The 23,114-nt window shown below is 64.7% G+C and carries 22 protein-coding genes; 7 read left to right on the top strand and 15 right to left on the bottom strand.

Annotated features, from left to right (window positions below):
* Position 1: 1 nt before the first annotated feature.
* From glgX to treY, 3 genes are read left to right on the top strand one after another with little or no spacing between them, the layout of a single operon-like run.
* Complete coding sequence (gene glgX / locus IP86_RS16250) at positions 2-2,080, top strand: glycogen debranching protein GlgX (protein WP_054163577.1); 2,079 nt, start codon at positions 2-4, stop codon at positions 2,078-2,080.
* Positions 2,077-3,837 carry a malto-oligosyltrehalose trehalohydrolase gene (gene treZ / locus IP86_RS16245; RefSeq protein ID WP_054163576.1) on the top strand — a complete coding sequence of 587 codons (1,761 nt, stop codon included), beginning with the start codon at positions 2,077-2,079 and terminating at the stop codon, positions 3,835-3,837. Before glgX ends, treZ begins: the two co-directional genes overlap by 4 nt.
* Positions 3,837-6,611: a malto-oligosyltrehalose synthase gene (gene treY / locus IP86_RS16240; RefSeq protein ID WP_054163575.1), complete on the top strand. Its 2,775-nt coding sequence runs from the start codon at positions 3,837-3,839 to the stop codon at positions 6,609-6,611. The genes treZ and treY overlap by 1 nt, the downstream gene beginning before the upstream one ends.
* A 44-nt stretch (positions 6,612-6,655) precedes the next feature.
* Here the strand turns inward: treY and IP86_RS16235 are convergent, their stop codons facing one another.
* Positions 6,656-6,967 (bottom strand): polyhydroxyalkanoic acid system family protein, encoded by a 312-nt coding sequence (locus tag IP86_RS16235; protein WP_054163574.1) that lies wholly within the window; start codon positions 6,965-6,967, stop codon positions 6,656-6,658.
* A 175-nt stretch (positions 6,968-7,142) separates the two neighbouring features.
* On the opposite strand from IP86_RS16235, the gene IP86_RS28120 reads away from it, so the two are divergent.
* Positions 7,143-7,307 carry a DUF3309 family protein gene (locus tag IP86_RS28120; RefSeq protein ID WP_082364053.1) on the top strand — a complete coding sequence of 55 codons (165 nt, stop codon included), beginning with the start codon at positions 7,143-7,145 and terminating at the stop codon, positions 7,305-7,307.
* A 16-nt stretch (positions 7,308-7,323) separates the two neighbouring features.
* Here IP86_RS28120 and ligD read toward each other — a convergent pair whose 3' ends face one another.
* Positions 7,324-10,047 carry a DNA ligase D gene (gene ligD / locus IP86_RS16230; RefSeq protein ID WP_054163573.1) on the bottom strand — a complete coding sequence of 908 codons (2,724 nt, stop codon included), beginning with the start codon at positions 10,045-10,047 and terminating at the stop codon, positions 7,324-7,326.
* A gap of 120 nt (positions 10,048-10,167) precedes the next feature.
* Here ligD and ku point away from each other — a divergent pair, with 120 nt between their 5' ends.
* On the top strand, positions 10,168-11,049 hold the full coding sequence (gene ku / locus IP86_RS16225) for a non-homologous end joining protein Ku (RefSeq protein WP_054163572.1): 882 nt from the start codon (positions 10,168-10,170) through the stop codon (positions 11,047-11,049).
* 249 nt (positions 11,050-11,298) lie between these two features.
* On the opposite strand, the gene IP86_RS16220 is transcribed toward ku, so the two are convergent.
* Both IP86_RS16220 and IP86_RS16215 read right to left on the bottom strand, forming a co-directional pair.
* On the bottom strand, positions 11,299-11,694 hold the full coding sequence (locus tag IP86_RS16220; protein ID WP_054163622.1) for a DUF6496 domain-containing protein: 396 nt from the start codon (positions 11,692-11,694) through the stop codon (positions 11,299-11,301).
* A 142-nt stretch (positions 11,695-11,836) separates the two neighbouring features.
* Entirely contained in the window at positions 11,837-12,100 is a 264-nt protein-coding gene (locus IP86_RS16215; protein WP_054163621.1) for a sulfurtransferase TusA family protein, read from the bottom strand.
* Between the two features lie 119 nt (positions 12,101-12,219).
* Here IP86_RS16215 and mobA point away from each other — a divergent pair, with 119 nt between their 5' ends.
* Positions 12,220-12,849: a molybdenum cofactor guanylyltransferase MobA gene (mobA, locus tag IP86_RS16210; RefSeq protein WP_054163571.1), complete on the top strand. Its 630-nt coding sequence runs from the start codon at positions 12,220-12,222 to the stop codon at positions 12,847-12,849.
* On the opposite strand, the gene IP86_RS16205 is transcribed toward mobA, so the two are convergent.
* Together IP86_RS16205 and IP86_RS16200 are read right to left on the bottom strand one after the other, a co-directional pair.
* Positions 12,846-13,898, bottom strand: coding sequence for an alcohol dehydrogenase (locus IP86_RS16205; RefSeq protein ID WP_054163570.1), 1,053 nt, complete (start codon positions 13,896-13,898; stop codon positions 12,846-12,848). The two genes, mobA and IP86_RS16205, sit on opposite strands and share 4 nt — an antisense overlap.
* Before the next feature lie 73 nt (positions 13,899-13,971).
* Entirely contained in the window at positions 13,972-14,934 is a 963-nt protein-coding gene (locus tag IP86_RS16200; RefSeq protein ID WP_054163569.1) for an NAD(P)H-dependent flavin oxidoreductase, read from the bottom strand.
* A 112-nt stretch (positions 14,935-15,046) separates the two neighbouring features.
* Here IP86_RS16200 and IP86_RS16195 point away from each other — a divergent pair, with 112 nt between their 5' ends.
* A complete protein-coding gene (locus IP86_RS16195; protein WP_054163568.1) occupies positions 15,047-16,609 on the top strand; it encodes an AMP-binding protein in 1,563 nt (520 codons plus the stop codon).
* A gap of 153 nt (positions 16,610-16,762) precedes the next feature.
* Here IP86_RS16195 and IP86_RS16190 read toward each other — a convergent pair whose 3' ends face one another.
* From IP86_RS16190 to IP86_RS16150, 9 genes are all read right to left on the bottom strand, one after another.
* Positions 16,763-17,488 (bottom strand): urease accessory protein UreF, encoded by a 726-nt coding sequence (locus IP86_RS16190; protein WP_054163567.1) that lies wholly within the window; start codon positions 17,486-17,488, stop codon positions 16,763-16,765.
* A complete protein-coding gene (locus tag IP86_RS28115) occupies positions 17,478-18,128 on the bottom strand; it encodes an urease accessory protein UreE (protein ID WP_082364052.1) in 651 nt (216 codons plus the stop codon). The genes IP86_RS16190 and IP86_RS28115 overlap by 11 nt, the downstream gene beginning before the upstream one ends.
* 121 nt (positions 18,129-18,249) lie before the next feature.
* On the bottom strand, positions 18,250-18,549 hold the full coding sequence (locus tag IP86_RS16180) for a putative quinol monooxygenase (RefSeq protein WP_054163565.1): 300 nt from the start codon (positions 18,547-18,549) through the stop codon (positions 18,250-18,252).
* Positions 18,550-18,587: 38 nt separating this feature from the next.
* Positions 18,588-18,887, bottom strand: a complete 300-nt coding sequence (locus IP86_RS16175; protein ID WP_054163564.1) for a putative quinol monooxygenase — start codon at positions 18,885-18,887, stop codon at positions 18,588-18,590.
* A gap of 227 nt (positions 18,888-19,114) precedes the next feature.
* Positions 19,115-20,827, bottom strand: a complete 1,713-nt coding sequence (gene ureC, locus IP86_RS16170; protein WP_054163563.1) for an urease subunit alpha — start codon at positions 20,825-20,827, stop codon at positions 19,115-19,117.
* Positions 20,824-21,360 carry an HD domain-containing protein gene (locus tag IP86_RS16165; RefSeq protein ID WP_054163562.1) on the bottom strand — a complete coding sequence of 179 codons (537 nt, stop codon included), beginning with the start codon at positions 21,358-21,360 and terminating at the stop codon, positions 20,824-20,826. The genes ureC and IP86_RS16165 overlap by 4 nt, the downstream gene beginning before the upstream one ends.
* Positions 21,361-21,387: 27 nt before the next feature.
* Positions 21,388-21,693: an urease subunit beta gene (locus IP86_RS16160; protein ID WP_054163561.1), complete on the bottom strand. Its 306-nt coding sequence runs from the start codon at positions 21,691-21,693 to the stop codon at positions 21,388-21,390.
* A gap of 135 nt (positions 21,694-21,828) precedes the next feature.
* On the bottom strand, positions 21,829-22,131 hold the full coding sequence (locus tag IP86_RS16155; RefSeq protein WP_054163560.1) for an urease subunit gamma: 303 nt from the start codon (positions 22,129-22,131) through the stop codon (positions 21,829-21,831).
* Between the two features lie 58 nt (positions 22,132-22,189).
* The gene (locus tag IP86_RS16150; RefSeq protein WP_054163559.1) at positions 22,190-23,023 is read right to left on the bottom strand and encodes an urease accessory protein UreD; all 834 of its coding nucleotides are present in this window, start codon (positions 23,021-23,023) and stop codon (positions 22,190-22,192) included.
* Between the last annotated feature and the right edge of the window lie 91 nt (positions 23,024-23,114).

The raw sequence follows: 23,114 nt of genomic DNA, 5'->3' as shown, positions 1-23,114 counted from the left end.
AATGCGCCTCACTGCTGGAAGCTGCTCTCGTCTCGGGGCGACCTGGGACGGGCGCGGCACCAATTTCGCTTTGTTTTCCGCCAACGCCCATAAGGTCGAACTCTGTCTGTTCGACAGTCAGGGCCGTCGTGAGTTGGAGCGCATCGAGCTCCCGGAGCGCACCGAGGACGTTTGGCACGGCTATCTCAACGACGTCTCGCCCGGGCAGCTTTACGGGTACCGCGTCCACGGTCCATACGATCCCGAACGCGGCCACCGCTTCAATGCCCACAAGCTCCTGCTGGATCCCTACGCCAAGCGATTGTTCGGCCGGCTGGTCTGGAGCGACGCGCATTTTGCGTATCGCACGGGAAGCCCGCGCGAGGACCTGTCGTTCGACAGGCGTGACAACGCGCGCGGCATGCCGAAGGCTATGGTGATCGACGAAACCGGTGGCTTCTCGCGCCACGAGAGCCGCCCCGGCACCCCTTGGGAAGACACCATCATCTATGAAGCCCACGTCAAGGGCCTGACGCAACAGCGCGAAGACGTGCCCCCCGGCTTGCGCGGCACGTTCGGCGGCCTGGCCGCGCCGGCGATGATCGATCATTTCAAAAGGCTGGGCGTCACGGCGATTGAACTTCTCCCCATCCACGCGCTTATCGATGACCGCATGCTGGTCGAGAAGAAGCTGGTGAATTACTGGGGCTACAACACTATCTCGTTCTTTGCTCCGGAGCCCCGCTACGCCGCGGACAATCCGCTCGACGCGTTTCGCACCACCGTGGCGCGTCTGCACGATGCCGGCATCGAGGTTCTGCTCGACGTCGTCTACAACCACACCGCAGAGGGTAATCACCTCGGCCCGACGCTGTCGTTCCGCGGCATCGACAACGCTTCGTACTACTGGCTGTCGCGCGACAATCCGCGTTATTACGACGACTTCACCGGCTGCGGCAGCTCGGTCAATCTGCAGCACCCCCGCGTGCTGCAGATGGTGATGGACAGCTTGCGTTACTGGGTCGAAGTTTGCCATGTCGACGGCTTCCGCTTCGACCTCGCCACCACGCTGGCCCGCGGGCCCAACGGCTTCGAGCGAAACTCAGGCTTCTTCACCGCGATCCGACAGGATCCGGTCCTCGCATCTGTGAAGCTCGTCGCCGAGCCGTGGGATCTCGGCATGGGCGGATATCAGGTCGGCGCGTTTCCGTCGCAATGGTCGGAGTGGAACGACCGTTATCGCAGCGCGATGCGACGCTACTGGAGCGGCGAAGGCAGCCTGATCGGAGAAGTCTCGCGGCGGATGACGGGATCGTCCGACATCTTCAATCACGACAGCCGGATGCCGCGGGCCAGCATCAATCACGTCACTGTCCATGACGGCTTCACTCTGGCGGACCTGTTCAGCTACAACGAGAAGCACAACCTCGCCAACGGCGAGGACAATCGCGACGGCTCGAACGACAACCACAGCAACAATTGCGGCCATGAAGGCCCGACCGACGATCCGGCCATCGTCGCGCTGCGCCGGCAACTCCGCAAAAACCAGCTCGCCTGTCTGTTTTTGGCCCAAGGCGTTCCGCTGCTCCTCGCCGGAGACGAAGTCGGCAACTCGCAGAATGGCAACAACAATGCCTACTGCCAGGACAACGAGATCGGCTGGGTCGATTGGAAAGGCCTGAACAGCGACGGGGACGACATGGTCGACTTCGTGGGTTTGATGGCGGAACTCCGAAGCAATTTTCCGCAATTGCGTTCGCGGCGTTGGCTCGACGGTCGCCGCGCCGACGGCAGCTACGGCGTGTTGTGGCTGACGCCGTCGGCGGCGGAGATGACCGAGCAGGATTGGGCGTTTCCGGACGGCCGCTTCCTCGCTTACGTGCTCAGCCCGTCCCAGCCTGCCACCGACGCGATCTTCATCGTCCTGAACTCCGGCGTCGAAACCATCCCGTTCCTTCTGCCGAAGCTGCCCGAATATGAGAGCTGGCATCAGCTGTTCGACACCACCAAGGATACGGTGCAGGTGGCGCCCCTGGCGTCGGGCAGCGCCTCATCCGCCCCACCCCGATCCGTCATGGCGTTTTCTGGAGCCCCTGCATGAATAGTCGAATCCACGGCCCTCGCCTCACTGCGAAGGGAGTCGAATTCCGGCTGTGGGCTCCGAATGCCGAACGCGTGGACGTCGTGCTCGATCGCGCGTATCCGATGCAGCAGGACAAGGATGGCTGGTTCAGGGCGGAAATCGAAGGGATCGGCGGCGGTGCGCGCTATCGATTTCGAATCGACGGCGACAACGAGGTCCCCGATCCCGCCTCTGCATTCCAGCCGGAAGATATAACGGGACCGAGCGAGGTCGTCGACCACGCCTCCTACACTTGGCGTTCCGCCGAATGGCGCGGCCGCCCGTGGGAAGAAACCGTCGTGCTCGAGGCGCATGTCGGCACCTTCACGCCTCAGGGCAACTACAGGGCCATCATCGACAAGCTCGACGATCTGGTCGCCACCGGCATCACCGCGCTGGAATTGATGCCGCTCGCAGACTTCCCCGGCAAGCGCAATTGGGGCTATGACGGCGTGCTGTGGTACGCGCCCGACAGTGTCTATGGCCGACCCGAAGATCTCAAGGCGCTGATCGACGCGGCGCATGAGCGCGGCCTGATGGTGTTCCTCGACGTGGTCTACAATCACTTCGGACCAGAGGGCAATCATATCGGCCAATACGCCTCGACGTTCTTCTCGGACTCGCACACGCCGTGGGGCAACGCGATCAATTATTATGTCGAGCAGGTTCGCGCCTTCGCGATCGACAATGCGGTGTATTGGCTGCGTGAGTATCGCTTCGATGGTCTGCGGCTCGATGCCGTCCACGCCATTCCCGACCAGGGCGAAATCCCGATGCTGTATGAGCTCAGCCGCGAGGTCGGCAAGCTCGCGGCCGAGACCGGACGGCATCTGCACCTCGTGCTGGAAAATGACGACAATATCGCCGCCCAGCTCGACCCGACGATCGATCCACATCGCGGCCAGTATCGCGCCCAGTGGAACGACGACTACCACCACGCCTGGCACGTCGCTCTGACGAGCGAGACCCAGGGCTACTACTCCGACTACGCCAAAGGACCGCTGCAGCATATCGCCCGCTCGCTCGGATCTGGATTCGTCTATCAGGGCGAACCGTCCGAACATCGCGGCGGCACGCCGCGCGGTGAGCCCAGTGGCGAACTCCCGCCGCTCGCCTTCATCAATTTCCTTCAGAACCACGACCAGATTGGCAATCGCGCGCTGGGCGACCGGCTGGAAAGCCTGGCCACCCCCGAGGCGGTCGAGGCCGCGCTGGCGATCACACTGCTGGCGCCGACCGTGCCGATGCTGTTCATGGGCGAGGAATGGGGCTCGCAGGCGCCGTTCCCGTTCTTCTGCGACTTCCACGGCGACCTCGCCGAAGCTGTCCGCCAGGGTCGCCGCAAGGAATTCGCCGGTGCCTACGAAAAGTATGGCGACGATGTCCCGGACCCGCTCGATCACTCGACCTTCACGAGTGCTGTGCTGAACTGGGGCGAGCGCGACAGCGGCGCCGGTGCAAAGCGTCTGGCGCTGGTCAGGCGGTTGCTTGCCGTCCGCCGCGAGACGCTCGTGCCGCGCCTGCGCGGCGCCAAGTTCGGCGATGCAAGCGCCACTGAACAGGGCCTTCTGACCGCCGACTGGCGTCTCGGAGACGGCAGCACGCTTCGGCTTGCGGCCAATCTGTCGGGCCAGCAACTGAATGCTGAAGCGCCCCTTGGAACCAAAGTGTGGGGCGAAGATTGGGACGGGATCATTCCGCCGTGGGCGGTTTCCTGGCGCCTCGAAGAGTCCTGATGTCCCCCGCAATCCCGACTGCCACCTATCGCATTCAATTCACCGCCGATTTTGGCTTCGACGACGCGGCGGCGATCGTTCCCTATATCAAGGCACTCGGCATTTCGCATCTCTATGCGTCGCCTTTCACCAAGGCGCGCAAGGGGTCGAGCCACGGCTACGATATCGTCGACCACACCAAGCTGAATCCTGAACTCGGTGGTGAAGAAGGCTTCGCGCGGCTGTCGGCGGCGCTGAAGCAGAATGATCTCGGTCTGATCCTCGATTTCGTCCCCAACCATGTCGGCGTGCATTTCGCCGATAACCCCTGGTGGCTCGACGTGCTGGAATGGGGCCCCGCCTCACCGCATGCCGCTTCGTTCGATATCGACTGGGAGATGCTGCCGTTTCGCGGCCGCGGCGGCGTGCTGTTGCCGATCATCGGCTCGTCCTACGGCAAGGCGCTCGAGGCCGGCGAGATCGAGCTGCGCTACGATGCCGACGAAGGCAGCTTCTCGGCCTGGTACTTCGAACATCGCCTGCCGATTGCGCCACAGCGCTACGGCGAGATTTTACGCGCGATCGTGCGCGAAGCCGATGCAGCCGAGAGCGAAGCTGGTAAAGCGCTGCTTGAGCTTGCTGCGCAATATCGCGGCGTCAGCCATCCAGATCGCAGGGAAGCGCCGGCCTTCAAGGCAGCGCTAAAAGCGATCGACGGCGGGGCGGCCCTGATCGAGAGGGGGCTCGACGCCTATCGGGCCGGTGAGGGTCGCGCAGCGCAGATTCAGACGCTGCACAATCTGCTCGAGCGCCAGCACTATCGGCTCGGACACTGGCAACTCGCCACCAGCGAGATCAACTATCGCCGCTTCTTCGACGTCAATACGCTCGCCGGTCTTCGTGTCGAGGATGCCGGCACGTTCGATGCGATCCATCAGTTGGTGAAGCGCCTGGTCGCCGATGGGCAGTTGCAGGGGCTCCGGCTCGATCATATCGATGGACTGCGCGACCCGGCGCAATATTTTCAGCGCCTGCGCAAATTGACACGAGACGCCCAGGGGCCTGCGGCCGCACCACTCTACATGGTGATCGAGAAGATTCTCGGCGAAGGCGAAAAATTGCCGCGCTTCGCCGGCGTACACGGCACCACCGGCTACGAGTGGCTGAACGTGATCACCCAGGCCCTCGTCGACGGCGCAGGCTTGGAGCCCCTCGACGAGATCTGGCGACAGATCAGCAATCGCTCGCCGGACTTCGAGCCGGTGCTGATGCGCGCCAAGCGCCGCGTGCTGGAAACGCTGCTACTCAGCGAGTTCACGGTGCTGACGCGGCTGCTGGCGCGGATCGCCAACGGCCACTATTCGACCCGCGACTTCTCGGCCGACAATCTGCGACAGGTTTTCGAGCTCTACGTCCTGCACTTTCCGGTGTATCGCACCTACATCACCGGCAACGGTCCAACCGAACCCGACCGAGCCTTGATCGAGCAGACGATCGAGAAAGCACGCGCCGACTGGTACGGGGCCGATGACGGCATCTTCGACTTCCTGCGCGATGCGCTGACGATGGACCTGCTGAAGCCCGGCCATGGTGCGCACAGCAAGCCGCGCGTGCGCCGCTTCGCCCTCAAGGTTCAGCAGTTCACCGGGCCGACGATGGCGAAGTCGCTAGAGGACACGGCGTTTTATCGCTATCACCGCCTGCTCGCGCTCAACGAGGTCGGGGGCGAGCCGGCCGCGCACGCGATCCCGCCCGAGGCGTTCCACATGCTGATGACCGAGCGCGCCAGGGACTGGCCGCACGGCATGACCGCCACCATGACCCATGACGCCAAGCGCGGCGAGGACGCACGGACGCGACTGCTGGGGCTGGCGGAGATGCCCGGCGAATGGGCCGCGACCGTCTCGAAATGGAAGGTGATGAACGCGCCGCATCTGGTGATGGACGGCGGCCTGCGCGCGCCTTCGGCGACGTTCGAATACATGCTGTATCAGGCCCTGCTTGGTGCTTGGCCACTCGAACCCGATCCCGACTTCACGGCGCGGATGCAGGCGTTCGCCTTGAAGGCCGCCCGGGAGGGCAAGGAAGATACCAACTGGATCAATCCTCATCCGGCCTATGAAGACGGCGTCAAAACCTTCATTGATCGGATCCTCGATCCTGCCAAATCCGGTCCGTTCCTGGATTCCGTGCAGACCCTCTCGCGGCGGCTCTCGGTGATCGGAGCGCTGAACTCGGTCAGCCAGGTGACCCTCAAGGCGACGATGCCGGGCGTGCCGGACTTCTACCAGGGAACAGAGTTCTGGGACTTCTCGCTGGTCGATCCCGACAATCGGCGCCCTGTCGACTTCACCGCGCGCGCCAAAGCGTTGGAGGGGCTGATCGACCCGGATTGGTCGGCGCTGGCCGAGAACTGGCACGACGGCCGGCTGAAGCTCGCATGGACCCGGCAACTGCTGAAGCTGCGCGGCGAGTATCCGCAGGTGTTCACCGATGGCGACTATCGCCCGCTCAAGGTCAGCGGCCCTCATGCCGACCACGTGATCGCATTCGCCCGTACTCACGGCACGGACGCGGTGATCGTCGCGGTCGGCAAAACCTTCGCACCGCTGTCGGACAATGGACGGCAATGGCCGCGCGGCGAAGCGTGGGACGCGACGATCGAAATCGACGGTCTCGTGCTCGGTGACGACGTCGGGGATAGCTTGCCGATCCGCGACTTGTTCGGTGAGCTGCCGGTCGCGGTTCGGCTGGCGCGCGTGGCTGACACCCGTTCGGTACGCCGCAAGGCCTGAGGTCGCGGCTGCGCAGCAAAGGTGCAGCCTGCAGAGCGTGTCCGCTACCTCTTCTTTTCGAGCAGCAGGTGGCCGCGATCCTTGATGGCCCGCTGAGCGACGTCGGCGAACTTCTGCAGCAGCCACGGCAGCCGAACCTCGACCACGACGTGATCGTCCGCGACATCGACCTGGCCCGCGGCGACCTGCCCGAGCGCCCGCACCCTGAACATCATTCGGTCGCCGTCCCAGTGCTCGTGGTCCACTTTCATGATCGGCACCGACACGGCCGCACGGCTGAGCCCTGCGCGCAGGCGGCGGATCGCCTCCTCGCGGCCGAGCCTGTGTGGGATCGATACGACAAGCGGAGCTGACATCGCGGGCTTCCTTCCGTCCGGACTAACTAACCTTGGTCATGTAGGCGAGCTACGAAGAAATAACAGGGCGCAGTGCACACGCTTGGGTTCAGTCATCGGAACCTTCACCCTCGCCGCGGGTTTCTGCTGCGACAGGCGGAGCATTCGGGCGGTCCGTCGCGACAAGGAGAGCGAGATGTCTATCGGCACAATCATCCTGATCATTCTGATCATCGCACTGCTGGGCGGCTTCAGCGGCATCGGCGGCGGCCCGTTCTACGGCACCGGTTATTACGGCGGCGGCGGCCTCGGTCTGGTGATCATCATCCTGGTGATCCTGCTGCTGCTCGGCAAGATCTAAACGCCGTTCTCCAACGTCAGCCCCCGCTCGAAGCCAGCGATTTGATCGCCGGCTTCAGCGGGGTTTCGGCTTTGTCATAGTCCGCCCACGCCTTGGTCTTGCGCAGCAGAGCCGGTACGGTCTCAACCGTGTAGCGCTTCGGATCCAGCCCGGATTTCACCTGCGTCCAGGTGAGCGGCATCGACACCGTGGCGCCTTCTCGCGCCCGGGGCGACAGCGGCGCCACTGCCGTCGACATGCGGTCGTTGCGCAAGTAATCGAGGAAGATTCGTCCCTCGCGCTGCTTCTTGGACATGTTCAGCAGATAGCGATCCGGGCTGTCGTCGGCCATCTGCGCGCACACCGTCTGGGCAAACGTCTTGGCCTGCTTCCAATCGACATCGTCCTTCGGCGTCAGTGGCACCACCACGTGGAGCCCCTTGCCGCCCGTGCTCTTGCAGAACGTCGACAGCCCGAGCACTTCCAGCCTCTCCTTCATTTCTCGCGCCGCGCCAATCACCTCGTCGAATCCGACCTCCGGAGCCGGGTCGAGATCGAACACCAGCCGGCCGGGCACGTCATAGCGATCCGGCGCGCAATTCCACGGGTGCAACTCCAGGCCGCCGATCTGCGCGGCGGCGATCAATCCTTCGACGCGATCGATCTGGACATAGGGTTTGCGATCGCCCGAGACTTTCGCGAGTTCGATCAGATTCGACATGCCGGGCATCGCATGACGCTGGAAGAAATGCTCGCCATTGATGCCGTCCGGAGCCCGCACGATCGAACACGGCCGACCTTTGATGTGGCCGATCATCCAGTCGCCAACGGCTTCGTAATAACCGGCGAGATCGGCCTTGGTGATCGCTCCGCCGATTTTGCTGGCCGGCCATAGCTCCTTCTCGGGCTTGGAGATGACGACGCCCATCACCTCCGCGCGGCCTTTTGGTGCTGGGGCCCGCTTGGCGGCGGCGGGCGTCGGTTTCCGTTTCGCAGCCGCCTTCGCGGCCTTGGCCGACGTGCCTTTCGGCTTGGGCTCGGCGATTTCGACGTTGGCGGGTACTTCGGCCTCGACCTCCGAGGCCGGCTTATCGGCGCGCAGGCCCTTGAAGGCGGCCTGCCGCACCATGCCAGCACCGGTGAAGCCGGCGAATTCGATTTCGGCCACAAGCTCCGGCGTCACCCAATGCACGTCGCGGGTCTTGCGCGGCGCGTTAGTGCCGGTGAACGGATTGTTGTTGCTCTCCCGCGCCTTCAGCTCCGGCAGGATGCGCTTGACCACGTCCTGGCCATAGCCGGTCCCCACGATGCCGACATAAGCGAGCTGGCCCTGCCGATGCACGCCGACCATCAGCGAGCGAAATTTCCCCGCGGTGGTCTTCCAACCGCCGATCACCACCTCGTGGCCAGCCCGGCACTTCGCCTTGGTCCAGCTTTCGCTGCGCCCGGAGCGATACGGCGCGTCGAGCTTCTTGGAGACGATGCCTTCGAGCGACAACTTGCAGGCCGATTGCAGGATCGCATCACCGCCGGTCTCGAAATGATCGACGTAGCGGATCAGACCTTCCTTGCGTCGGCCGCGTGCCGCCTTGAGCAGCGCCGCCAGTCTCGCCTTGCGTTCGCTGAGCGGCAGGCCGCGTAGATCCTCGCCCTCCGCATAAAGTACATCGAAGGCGAAGCAGATCAGATTGCTGGTGTCGCCATCGGACAACGCCGCCTGCAGCGCGGCAAAGTCTGGATGGCCGTGGTGATCGAGCGCGACGATCTCGGTGTCGATCAGCGCGTCCGGCAGCTCGGCGGCTTCCTCGGCAATCGCCTTGAACTTCGCAGTCCAATCCAGCCCCTTGCGCGTCAAGAGCCGCGCCTCGCCATCCGCAACGCGCAGCTGCATCCGATAGCCGTCGAATTTGATCTCGTGCCCCCAGCCTTCCCCGCCCGGCGGTCGATCGACCGAGACACAGAGTTGCGGCGGCACGAAATCCGGCATCGAGGTACGCTTGGCGGCAGCGCGCTTTGCCGCCTTCCTTGCAGCCTTCTTCGCCGGCGCCGGCTTCGCTTTGGATCTGCCGGTGCCGTTCGTGGGACGCGCGTCTGCCGCCAGCCCCTTGTTCGAATCCCACACTGCGTCGGCCTTCACCCGCGCGGCCTTGCCGGTCATGAACGGCTTTGGCGCACGTCCCTTGCCCTCCGCGATCTGCTCCATCGCGCGGCCGGAGGCGACCGAGCGGTCCTCGTCCAGCACGCTTTCGCCGTTGCCGTCCTGCGCGTACTCGTCGCGATGCTTGATCAGCAGCCAGTTGGTGCGCTTGCCGCCGCTGCGGTCGTGGCGCATCCGCACCAACACCCAGCTGCCATGGAGCTTCTCGCCCTCTAGCGTGAACTTCAGATCGCCTTTCTTGAAGCCGCGCTCCGGATCGTCGCAATCCCAAAAGCCGCGGTCCCACAGCAGCACCGTGCCGCCGCCATACTGCCCTTCCGGAATCGTCCCTTCGAAATCGCCATAATCGAGCGGATGATCCTCGACCTCGATGGCGAGGCGCTTATCGTGAGGATCGAGCGACGGACCTTTGGTCACGGCCCAAGACTTGAACACCCCATCGTACTCGAGGCGGAGATCGTAGTGCAGCCGCGTGGCATCGTGCTTCTGAATCACGAAACGGCGCCGCTGCGACGGCGCGACCGCGACGTCGCCCGACGGCTCCGCCGTCTGCTCGAAGTCGCGTTTCTTGCGATACAGCGCGAGGTTCTTGTTGGCTGCCATGGTGATCTCCGGATCGACGCGACTTGCGAATGCGGAACCAAAACCCTAGCGTTCGGTTGAAGTTCCCGACCGTCTCTAGCTGGTCATCGCCCGTCCCGCATTCCCGCCTCGGAGAGCATCATGGCCCCGCGCCGCGCCTACTGGAAGGGCTCGCTCAAGCTGTCCCTCGTCACCTGCCCGGTCGCGCTCTACCCTGCCTCGACCAGCGTCGAGAAGACCCGCTTCCACATGATCAACACCGAGACCGGTAACCGGCTCAAACAACAGATGATCGATGAGGAGACCGGCGAGGTCGTCGAGAAGGACCAGAAGGGCCGCGGCTATGAAGTGCGTAAGGGCAAGTACGTCGAAATCGAGAAGGAGGAGCTCGAAGCCGTGCAGATCGAGAGCACCCACACTATCGACATCGACAGCTTCGTGCCGGCCGACGAAATAGACAAGCGCTACCTCAACCACCCTTATTACATCGTGCCGGAAGGCAAAGCTGCAATCGATGCTTTTGCGGTGATCCGCGACGCGATGAAGGACAAAGGGCGCGTCGCCCTGGCGCGGATCGTGCTGACCAATCGTGAGCACGTGTTGGCGATCGAACCGCTCGGCAAGGGCCTGCTCGCCACCACGCTGCGCTATCCTTACGAGCTGCGCGATGCCGATGAATATTTCGACGATATCAAGAGCCCGAAGATCTCCAAGGACATGGTCGAACTCGCCGGCCACATCCTCGATACCAAGGCGGCGCATTTCGATCCGTCGAAATTCAAGGACGACTATGAAACGGCTTTGAAGGCCCTGGTGAAGCGCAAGGCTGCCGGCAAATCGATCAAGCTGCCGGAGCCGGAAGAGAAGTCCGACAACGTCGTCGACCTCATGGAGGCCCTGCGCCAGAGCCTCGGCAGTAAGAAGGGCGGCAAACCAGCCGCACGACGCGCTTCATCACGCGGCGGCGGGCGCGCCGGCAAGAAGGCACACCGCTCTGCGGCGCGAGCCCGCAAGGCAAGCTGAGTGCCGCAGCTCGGCGCTGAGGTCTGACGGCTCGCCACCTGCGGCTGCCCAGCGTGGCGGTGTGGCCTTCAATCTCCACGAGTCATTCCGGGGTGCGAGCATAGCTCGCAAACCCGGAATCTTGGCGCGGATGACAAGGCGCGCCGAAGAGGTGCGCCGCCGTTCATCTCTCCAGCCGCCGAGTGGCCTCCGCAGAAAGTCCGTCCGCCGCTACGCGACGCCGCGAAATGCTATGCGTAGGGGGTGACCTCACGACTTCTTTTTCGACGCCTTCTTTCCGGACGTCTTCGTCGATTTCCGGCCGGATGATTTGCGCGCGGACGCTGTCTTTTTCGACGATTTTCCGGGCGACTTCGAGCTGCGCTTCGCCGAGCTCTTGGCAGCCTTCTTGGTCGCCGATTTGGTGGTCTTCTTGGTCGAGCTCTTGGCGGCTTTCTTTGTCGCCTTCTTACCGGACTTTTTCGCCGACTTCTTGCTCGGCACCTTCTTGCCCTCGGCGCGGGCTTCGGACAGACCGATCGCGATCGCCTGCTTGCGGCTCTTCACCGTTTTGCCGGAGCGACCGCTCTTCAGTGTGCCGGCATTTTTCTTCTTCACTGCGCGCTCCACATCAGCCGACGCGCCTTTCGAGTATTTCCGGGCCATCAGAATCTCCTTGGTCATACCGAGACCTAATTGTTCCGGATGATAATTAGTTCCCATGAGGAAAGATCAGCATCATCGATGGCGGCAAATCCGCCTGTGCAGCATAGAATTCGCATCAGCGTGTTGCAGCTTCAATGCCACGTCAATCGGCGTCGGCACCGCTTTCGCGCCCACCGGCCGCGCGCATCTTCTCGATAACGAACACGATCGACGCGGCACTGCGGGTGGTACTTTCCAGACGGTCGCCGGTCTGCTGAATCAGCACCGGAATATCCACGAGGGACATCGGATCGGTGCAACGCACTTCGAGCCGCGCACCGACGGCCAGATCGGTCAATGCCTTGCGCGTCTTCAACGCCGGCAGCGGGCATTTCAGCCCCGTGAGGTCGAGCACGATGGAGGTCATCGCCGCGACGATGGCGAAGCTCGGCGACCGCGTCAATCGTTCCGTGTTCCACCTTATTGCCGAGATGCGTCGCCGCGGGCTATGACGCGGCCGTGCCGAAACTTGCCGAAAGACCACCAATGCCCGACCCGCTCGCCACGTCCGCAGTCATTCTCGCCGGTGGTTTGGCGCGGCGTATGGGCGGCGGCGACAAGGCGCTGCGGGAGATCGCCGGACGCAGCCTGCTGGCGCGCGTCATCGTCCGGTTGGCGCCGCAATGCGAGCGGCTCGTGGTCAACGCCAATGGCGATCCGGCGCGGTTCGCAGCGTACCGTCTGCCGGTCGTGAGCGATCCGGTCGCGGATTTTCCGGGACCGCTCGCCGGCGTACTCGCCGGGCTCGACTGGCTCGACGCGCATCATCCAGAAACGCAGTGGATGCTGAGCGCGCCGGCGGATTGTCCATTTCTGCCGCTCGATTTGGTCGCCCGGCTGCATCAGGCGCGAATCGATCAGCAGGCTCAAATTGCCGTCGCCGCATCGGCCGGCCGCACGCATCCGATTGTCGCGCTGTGGCCGCTCGACATGCGCGGCGATTTGCGCCGCGCGCTGCTCGCCGACGACATCCGCAAGGTCGATCGCTTCACCGCCTGCTACGCGCGGGCGGTGGTCGATTGGCCGACCGATCCGTTCGATCCTTTCCTCAACGTCAACACGCCGGAAGACGTCGCCGAGGCCGAACGGATCGCCCGTTCCGGAAGCGATTACTAAGGCGTCAACACCGCGCGGCCGATCAGCTTGCCCTGCTGCAGATCGCGCAACGCGTCGTTGGCCTTCGGCAACGGCAGCGGCGTCACCGGAATCGGCGCGATCTTCTTGGCGCGCACGAGATCGAGCAGTTCCTGCGTTTCCGCGAGATTGCCGACATAGCTGCCCTGGATGGTGATCGCCTTCATCGGAATGAACGGCAGCGCCCACGGCGCGCCGCCGCCGAACAGGCCGACGATCACCAGCTTGCCGCCCTTGGTGAGACAATCGAATCCCAGCTGCGCGGTCTGCGCATTGCCGACCAGATCCAGCGCGCCGCGGATCGGCATGCCGGCCTTTGCCATGATCTGCTCCAGCGCATCCGGCGCCGCGCCGTCGACGGAGGCAAGCGCGCCAGCCTTCTCGGCCGCCTCGCGCTTGCTCGCATCGATATCCACCATGATGGCGCCCTTGCCGCCCATGGCCTTGAGCAGCGACAGCGCCATCAGCCCGAGACCGCCGGCACCAAAGATCACGATCGGCTCGTCCAGGCAAAATTCAAGCTTCTTCAGCGCGCTGAAGGTGGTGATGCCGGAGCAGGCATAAGGCGCCGCCGTCACCGGATCGAGGCCGTCGAGGCTGAGCAGATAGCGCGGATGCGGCATGATCAGCTCGTCGGAGTAGCCACCGTCGCAATACACGCCGAGGAAGCGCGGCTTCAGGCACATGTTCTCGTCTCCGGCCTTGCATACCGCGCACTGGCCGCAGCCAATCCACGGATAGACCAGCGCGACCTCGCCGATCTTTGCGTCCTTGGCGTCAGGCCCGGCCGCGACGATCTCGCCGACCGTTTCGTGGCCCATCGTCAGCGGCAGCGCGACGCCGCGATCAGCAAGCGACAGCTTCTTGCGGCCGTGGCCGAGTTCGTAGCCGCCTTCCCAGATATGCAAATCGCTGTGGCAGACGCCGGCAGCCTTGACGCGGACCAGAACCTGCGTGCCGGTCAATTCCGGCGTCGGCCGGTTTTCTTCGCTGAGCGGCTGGCCGAAGCCGGTGACGCGAAAACTCTTCATGGCGCATTCTCCCCGATGTTCGTTGCGGCAAAATATGGCATGCGGCTGCGAGGCCGTCGACCCGCGCGTGCGCTCAGGCTGCCGAGCGAAATTCGTCCACGGTTTGCTGCACCAGCTCAGCGACCGTGACGACGCGGCCGACCCCCGATGCTGAATGGCCCGCGCTCCAGATGTCGCGCCAGCGCTTCGGACGCTGCTCGCGCGCACCGACGTCGATGTCCTTGCCGATATCGATCGCGCCCCGCTCCGGAAGATCGTCCGGATCGAGGCCGGCCGCGACGATGGACGGCCGCAGCATATTGGTCTGTAGTCCGGTGAACGCCTTGGTGAGCAGGATGTCGTCGGCGGACGACTCGACCACCATCGCCTTGTAGCGCGGATCGGCGAGGCTCTCCTGCGTGGCGATGAACTTGGTGCCCATATAGGCGAGATCACAGCCGAGCGTCGTCGCTGCGCGCAATGCCACGCCGTCGCTAATTCCGCCAGCCAGCACGATCACGCCATCATAGAATTTGCGCACCGCGCGAACGAAGGCGAACGGGGTCAGCCAGCCGGTCTGACCGCCCGCACCGGCTGTCAGCAGCACGAGACCATCCGCGCCCGCGGCCGCCGCGCGCTCGGCATGGCGGATACTCGCGACGTCGGCCAGCACCATCGCGCCCGCGTCATGCAGCGGCTTGATCACCGGCTCGGGCGAGCCGACACTGGTGATCACGATCTCCGGCTTGTGCGCCAGCAGCACCGCCAGATCGTCGGTCAGCCGGGCATTGGAGCGGTGGACGATGAGGTTTGGGCACCACGGCGCGGCGCGCCGTCCCATCGCGTCCGCATGCGCGCGGGCGCGCTGTTCGATCGTAGTGATCCAGTCCTCGAGTTGTTCCGTGCTGCGGCAATTCACCGTCGGAAACGATCCGATCACGCCGCTCGCGCAGGCCGCCGTGACGAGATCGACGCCCGACACCAGAAACATCGGCGCCGCGATCAACGGCAATTCGAGCCGGTCGCGGAATGTGCTGAGACGATCGGCTGCAGCCAAAGTCGTTTCTCCCTCATCATCTTTGGTGTTTCGCCGACGCGTCGGCGTGCTACTCTTGTGCCGAACATTGGCACGCGCAAAAGCCGATGACAAACATTCGGGAGCAAGCCCCATGACCGACGCCCTTAACGCATTCCCCACCGCCGGCACGCAGACCCTGCGCGCGCTGTCCCGCTATCCGACGCGCACCGCGTTCAGCTGGCCGGGCGGGACGCTGAGCTACCGCGGCGCCGTCGACATGATCGGCAGCATCCAGAAGGTGTTCATGGGCCTGGGCGCGCAGCCCGGCACGCGGGTCGCGATGCTCACTGCAAACCGCGCTGAGACTTGGTGCGCCGGCGTCGCCGCGCAGCTCTGCCGTTTCGCCATCACCTGGCTGCATCCGCTCGGCTCGCGCGATGATCAGATCGATCAGATCGAGGATTCCGGCGCCGAGATCCTGGTGATCGACGCTGCCGCCTTTCTGCAACGTGGTGGCGAACTCGCGATGCAGGCGCGCGGCCTGCGCCACGTGTTTACTGTCGGCAAGGCCGATTACGGCCTCGACCTGCTGGTCGCACTCGACAAGGCCGGCAGCGCCACGCCAAAGGATTTCGCGCAGCTCGACGATGTCGCCGTGCTGAACTACACCGGCGGAACGACGGGAAAATCGAAGGGCGCGCTGCGCCGGCATCGCGAGAACGCCGGCTTCGCCAGCGCCATCCTGGCCGATTTCGAAATCCCGATGGACCCGCGCTATCTCACCGTGGCGCCGATCAGTCACGTTGCCGGCACCAAGGTGCTGCCGGCGCTGATGCGCGGCGGCACCATCCACATGATGAAGGGCTTCGATCCCGAAGCCGTGCTGCAGACCATCCAGCGGGAGAAGATCAATTTCACGTTGTTCGTGCCGACGATGATCTACGTGCTGCTCGATCATCCGGCGTTGGCGAAGACCGACCTCAGCTCACTCGACCTCGTGCTCTACGGCGCTTCGCCGATGTCGCCGACGCGGCTGGTCGAAGGCATCGAGCGGATCGGTCCGGTGTTTTCGCAGCTTTACGGCCAGACCGAGTGCTACCCGGTGTCGGTGCTGCGCAAGGCCGATCACGATCCGAAGCAGCCCGATCTGTTCTTGTCCTGCGGCTTCCCGATCGCGGCCTGCGACGCGCGCATTCTCGATGAGAACGATCAGGAAGTGCCCGACGGCGAAGCCGGCGAGATCTGCGTGCGCGCGCCGCATGTGATGAAGGAATATTGGAAGCGGCCGGAGCAGACCGCCGAGACGCTGAAGAGCGGCTGGCTGCACACCGGCGACATCGCCAAGCGCGACGACCGCGGCTACATGTACATCCTCGACCGCAAGAAGGACATGATCGTCTCCGGCGGCTTCAACATCTTCCCGCGTGAAGTGGAGGATGTGTTGTCGACCCACAGCGGCGTCGCGATGGTCGCCGTCGTCGGCGTGCCCGACGACAAATGGGGCGAAGCCGTCACCGCAGTGGTCGTCAGCAAACCCGGCGCGGAGCCGGACGAGCGTGAACTGATCGAGCTGGTCAAAACCCGCAAGGGCTCGGCGCACGCGCCCAAGCAGATCAAGTTCGTCAGCGAAATGCCGATGACCGGGGTCGGCAAGATCGACAAGAAGGTCCTGCGCGCCCAGTTCTGGCAGGGCCGCGATCGCATGGTGGGGTGACACGTGTCCCGGGCGCGATGCGGCACGCAGTGCCGCTTCGCAGACCCGGGACCCCGGTTGACCACGGGGTGAACCGGGGCCCCGGATCAGCAGTGCACCACGCCGCTGCGCGGCGCGCTGCACTGCATCCGGGGCACGCTGCGGGTGTGACGACTACGACCTGAACAGCCGGGTGTACTGCGTTTCGTGGCGCAGGCCGGCGAGGTCGGCGCGGAAGGTGGCGCTGCCGAGATCGTCGAGCGAGGCGACGAGCGCGCGTTCGCCGGTGCTGATGACCACGGGTTCGAGCGCTGCGAGCACGCGCTGGCTGTCGGTCTGACCGAGCGGTACCAGCCTGGCGCCCGCTGAGATCCAGTTCGACACCACCGCGTGCAGGAATGCATGCAGCGTGGCGGCAAGCGCCACGCCGTGGACGGCGCTGATGAGGCCGACCGCGACCGGATAAGCCAGCGCACCGTCGCAAGCCGTGACCGCGCGCTCAAGGCCCTCGCTCGCCCACGCGTTGCGGACGATCTCGATGAAGGCTCGCCCCTGCGTGGTGGTCTCGAGATGGCGCTCAGCCGACGCCACGAAGGCGACGGAGAGTTCGGCGATCTCACGCAGCCCCCGCTCGTCGTTGTTAGCGACGGCGCGATAAGCGTGGGCGAGAAACACGCCGTCGCAAAAGCCGGCGCCGTATTCGAGCATCGCGGCGAGCCAGTCTCGCAAGCTTGCGGCATCGGTGACGTCGCCCGCTTCCACCGCCCATTCCAGGCCGCTGGAATACGAGAACGCCCCGACTGGAAACGAAGGCGACAGCCAGGTCATCAGCCGATACAGCGCAGCGCCCTGCTGCGCCGACAGCGGTTCGCTCGGCGAGGCGGCCGGCTCAGTGCTCATGCTTGTGGGAATGGCCGTGGGCGTGGCCATGATCGTGACCGCAGTGCTCATCGTGCACGTGGTGATCATGACCATGGGAATGATCATGGCCAGGATGCTGATGCGCGTGACCGTGATCATCATGCCCGTGATGAGCGTGATTGTGGTGGTCATGGTGATCGTGGCCATGATGGCCGTGATCGTGATGGCTGTGCGCGCCGCTGTCGTGCGCCGGCGCATAGGCACCGCCTTCCGGATCGAATGGCGCATCGATCTCAAGGACCTTGCCACCAAGCCCCTTCACCATATCGGCGATGACGTGATCGCGGCGGATGCGGAGCGCCTTGGCCATGATCTGGGTCGGCAGATGCCGGTTGCCGAGATGCCAGGCCAGTCGCACCAGATGCAACGGATCGCGACCGCGGATCTCCAGCAGCGGCTCCGGCGCGGCAACCACTTCGATCAGCCGGCCATCGTCGAGCACCAGCGCGTCGCCGCCGCGCAGCGCAACGGCGTGTTCTAGATCGAGCAGGAACTCGAGGCCGCGCGTCCCGGTCATCGCCATCCGCCGCCGATGCCGATCGTCGAACGCCAGCACGACGCTGTCGGCCGCCGGCTCCTTGAAATGATACTGTCCGTAGACTTTGCTGGCTCGGATCATGCGGGGCTCTTCGCATTGGGATCAATCAGGCGAACCCAAAGCTCTAGAGCATTTCCCGGGCGAGGGAAATCCGGATCGCGCCGGACCGCCCTCGCCTTTATGTCCGACTAGCGGCAGAGGCTCAGAACGTCTCGACCTTGCCGTCGCTGATGATCTCGATCACGGTCGGCGACGCCTTCAACGGCGTCGACAGCTCGCGCCACACCTTCATGTGAGGCGCGCGGGCATGCGCGTTGAGATCCTCGCGGCTCTCCCAGCGCTCGACCACCACGAAGGTGTTCGGATCGTTGATCGAGATGTGGTTCTCGTAGGAGATGCAGCCCTTCTCCTTGCGGGTCTCGGCGATGCACGCCTTGGCGCCGGCGATGAAGGCCTCACGCGCCTCCGGCTTCACCTGCGTGGTGGCAACGACGTAGATCATGGGGGATTGTCCCTTCTCGTTAGCGTCCGCGAAGCCGCTTACTTCACGTCGACCTTGGCAGGCGTGATGATTTCGATCTTCGGAGGCGCCGCCAGGCACTTCGCCGCGGCGCGGCCGAACGCCTTGAAGTGCTCGGTCTTGCTGTGCGGGCCGAGCGCCTCGGCGTTCTCCCACTGCTCGACGAACACCATCTGGGTCGGATCGGTGACGCTCTCGTGCAGATCGTAGGCGACATTGCCGGGCTCTTGTCGGGTGCCGGCAATGCATTCCTTGGCGGCAGCGATCAGCTCGGCCCGCATCTCGGGCTTCACGGTGAGTGTGGCGACGACATAGATCACGAAAATTCCTCCCGGCGGGTTATCGTTGTGGCGCGAACGCCGTGCGCGACCATAGGCGGATGGAAGCGGTCATGCAAAGGGGGCTGCGCTCGTGTCCCGCGCGCGGTGCAGCGCGCAGCGGTGCGCCGCAGATGCGGGACCCCGGTTGAATGGAGCCCCTGAAGCGGGGCCCCGGATCTGCGCAGCGGCACTACGTGCCGCGGCGCGTCCGGGGCACAGCGATCGCCTCAAAACATGAAGTATCTTTGCGCCAAGGGCAGCACCTCTGCCGGCGCGCAGGTCAACAGTTCGCCGTCGGCGCGGACCTCGTAGGTTTCAGGATCGACGTCGAGCTTCGGCGTGGCGTCGTTGTGGATCATGCTCTTTTTGGAGATGCCGCCGCGGACGTTGCTGATCGGAACCAGCTTCTTGGCGATACCGAGGTCGCGGGCGAGATTGCCGGCGGCTGCGGCCTGCGAGGTGAACACCACCGACGACGCGGTCAGCGCCTTGCCGAAGGCGCCGAACATCGGCTGGTAGTGCACCGGCTGCGGTGTCGGGATCGAGGCGTTGGGATCGCCCATCGGCGCCGCGACGATGCTGCCGCCCTTGATGATGCAATCGGGCTTGACGCCGAAGAACGCCGGCGACCACAGCACCAGGTCGGCCATCTTCCCCTTCTCGACCGAGCCGATCAGCTTCGAGACGCCATGGGCGATCGCCGGGTTGATCGTGTACTTGGCGATGTAGCGCTTGACGCGGAAATTGTCGTTGCGCGACGAGTCCTGCGACAGTGCCCCGCGCTGCTTCTTCATCTTGTCGGCGGTCTGCCAGGTGCGGATGATCACCTCGCCGAGGCGGCCCATCGCCTGACTATCCGACGACATCATCGACAGCGCGCCGAGGTCGTGCAGGATGTCTTCAGCCGCGATCGTCTCCTTGCGGATGCGGCTCTCGGCGAACGCCAGATCCTCGGCAATCGACGGATCGAGATGGTGGCACACCATCAGCATGTCGAGATGCTCGTCGATCGTATTGCGGGTGAACGGCCGCGTCGGATTGGTCGACGACGGCAGCACGTTTTCGAGGCCCGCGACCTTGATGATATCCGGCGCGTGGCCGCCGCCGGCGCCTTCGGTGTGGAAAGCGTGAATGGTACGGCCCTTGAAGGCCTTCACAGTGTCTTCGACGAAACCCGACTCGTTGAGCGTGTCGGTGTGGATCATCACCTGGATGTCGTATTCGTCCGCGACGGTGAGGCAGTTGTCGATCGCCGCTGGCGTCGTGCCCCAGTCCTCGTGCAGCTTCAGCGCGCAGGCCCCGCCTTCGATCATTTCCTTCAGCGGCCCCGGCAGCGCGGCGTTGCCCTTGCCGGAGATGCCGAGATTGACCGGGAAGGCATCGAACGACTGAATCATCCGGCCAATGTGCCACGGCCCCGGCGTACAGGTCGTCGCAAACGTGCCGTGCGACGGGCCGGTTCCGCCGCCCAGCATCGTGGTGACGCCGCTCATCAGCGCGTGCTCGATCTGTTGCGGGCAGATGAAATGGATATGGCTGTCGAAGCCGCCGGCGGTGAGGATCTTGCCCTCGCCGGCGATCACGTCGGTGCCGGGGCCGATGATGATATCGACATTCGGCTGGATATCCGGATTGCCAGCCTTGCCGATCGCGGTGATGACCCCGGCGGTGATGGCGACGTCGGCTTTGACGATGCCCCAGTGATCGACGATCAGCGCGTTGGTGATCACCGTGTCGGCGGCGCCGTCAGCGTTGGTCACTTGCGACTGTCCCATGCCGTCTCGGATCACCTTGCCGCCGCCGAACTTCACCTCCTCGCCATAGGTGGTGAGATCCTTCTCGACCTCGATGATCAGATCGGTATCGGCAAGCCGAATGCGGTCGCCGGTGGTCGGGCCGAACATGTCGGCATAGACGGAACGTGCAATCCTGGTGCTCACAACACAGCCCTCGCGCGTGCGGCGGTTTCATTGAAGAGACGATCGAGCCGCTCGCTGACGCCGCGGCAGCCGGCGGCGACGTCAATGGCCCAATCGAGATAATCGACCAGCCGCTCGCGCTCCCATTCGTCCGGCGGCGAGAAGATCAGCGAACGGACATTGCTGATCTTGTCGGCGAGCTTGATCATGCGGGCGCGCGGCGTCAAATGCGGTGCGTGTTCGACCTGATGGCGCTTGCGCTGCGCGCGCGGCAGCGACATGTCGTCGGTGCATTCGACGACGAGCGACGCGACGTCTTCGTTGAAGCGATCGACCAGATCGTCGCGGCTTGTATCCGAGTCCTCGATGCTGTCGTGCAGCCATCCCGCCGCGACCAACGCGGCGTCGCCACCGTCGGTGGCGAACGCCAACATCTCGGCGACTTCGGCGAGGTGATTGAGATAGGGCTCGCGCGACGAGCCCTTGCGCCGCTGCCCGGCATGGCAGCGCGCAGCGAAATCGGCGGCTCGCGACACCAGCACGAGATCGGTCATGGCGCAGCCCGGCTTGGGATGGCCATTCTACAGCTTGCCCATGACGTCGCCGCGGAAGCCGTAGATGGTGCGACTGCCGGCGAGCGCGACGAGTTGGACCTCGCGGCTCTGACCTGGCTCGAAGCGCACGGCAGTGCCGGCCGCGATGTCGAGCCGCATGCCCCGGGCCTTGTCGCGCTCGAATTTCAGCGCCGGATTGGTTTCGAAAAAATGATAGTGCGAGCCGACCTGGATCGGCCGGTCGCCACTGTTGGCCACCGTCAGCGTCACCGTGCCGCGCCCGGCATTGAGCTCGATCTCGCCGTCTTCGATGAAGAGTTCACCGGGGATCATGATGGGTCTCCGCAGCAGTCGTCATTGCGACGAGGCGTAGCCGACGAAGCAATCCAGCTCCGTGCACTGCGCTGGATTGCTTCGGTTCGCTCGCAATGACGGAGAGAGGGCGTTCGAGATATGTCTTCATCGCCGTTACCTAATCGGCTGGTGCACGGTGACGAGCTTGGTGCCGTCGGGGAATGTGGCTTCGACCTGGATGTCGTGGATCATCTCGGCGATGCCGTCCATGCACTGGGCGCGGGTGATGACTTCGGCGCCGGCCTTCATCAGCTCGGCGACGCTGCGGCCGTCGCGGGCGCCTTCGACGATGAAGTCGGTGATTAGCGCGATCGCCTCGGGGTGGTTGAGCTTGACGCCGCGCTCCAGCCTTCGGCGCGCCACCATCGCGGCCATCGAGACCAGCAGCTTGTCCTTTTCGCGGGGGGAGAGATTCATGCAGGTACTCGGTCGATTGCGATAGTTCGTGGGTGCACGTGAACGCTACCGGGTGGACTCAGCTGAACCACAGTCGCGGCAGTGCGCGGCCGGCGGCGCGGCGCAGCACCGCCACCATGTCGGCGCGCAGCTTCGCCGCATCTTGAGCGCAGAACCGCGCCATTGCAATTCCATTCCAGGCCGTGATGCCGACCTCGGCGCCGAATGCCTCGGCGTCTTCGCGCAGCCGCTCCACCAAGGCCGCATCACCCGGCACGATCAGCGCGGTGGCAACCGCGACGCCACCTTTGGCAACCGCCGGCCGCGCCAGCAGCGCGGCGATGTCGCCGTCGAGCCGGACCGTTTCGGCGAACACCAGCTTGCCGCCGACCCGCAGCCGCCAGCGGTCGACGAAGCGGCCGGTCCGCATCGTCTCGCCCATCGCCGAACGGCCGAAGACCACGGATTCGCACAGCAGCAGCGAAGCGCCGGTAGCGAGGTTGATCTCGATCCGGCGTTCGGCGCGGGCCTGGTCGAACAGGATGGTCTCCTGCGGCAGCCACGCCAGGTGCCCGCCGGCCGCGACCTTCAGCGCGATGTCGAGCTCGGCCGCGGGCCCATGCGAGCGATAGACCTTTTCGGCGGCAGCGGTGGTCAGCGTCAGCCGCGCGCCTTCGCGGACATCGAGGGCGACGCTGAAGCGGTCGCCGCCGGCGACGCCACCTGCGGTATTGACCAACACCGCCGACAGCCCCTGTTGCTCCGGCGAGGGAAAGCGGACGCGGAGCGAGCCGGCCTCGTGCACGGCGCCGCGCCTGGTCACGCCATCGACCACGCGGACCGCGACCGCGACTTCACCCACCGCGCGATTGGCGGCGAAGGTTTGGGAAGCAAGGCTGTCCGTTGCAGTCACAAGCGCTGTCCGCTCCCTCTCCCCGCCTGCGGGGAGAGGGCTGGGGTGAGGGGGCGTATCCGCGAGTCGCAAAGGCTCGGCATCGTGGAGG

Origin of the sequence: Rhodopseudomonas sp. AAP120, assembly GCF_001295845.1 — a bacterium.
Lineage (GTDB): Bacteria > Pseudomonadota > Alphaproteobacteria > Rhizobiales > Xanthobacteraceae > Rhodopseudomonas.
This window is presented reverse-complemented; position numbering and strand designations above follow the sequence as displayed.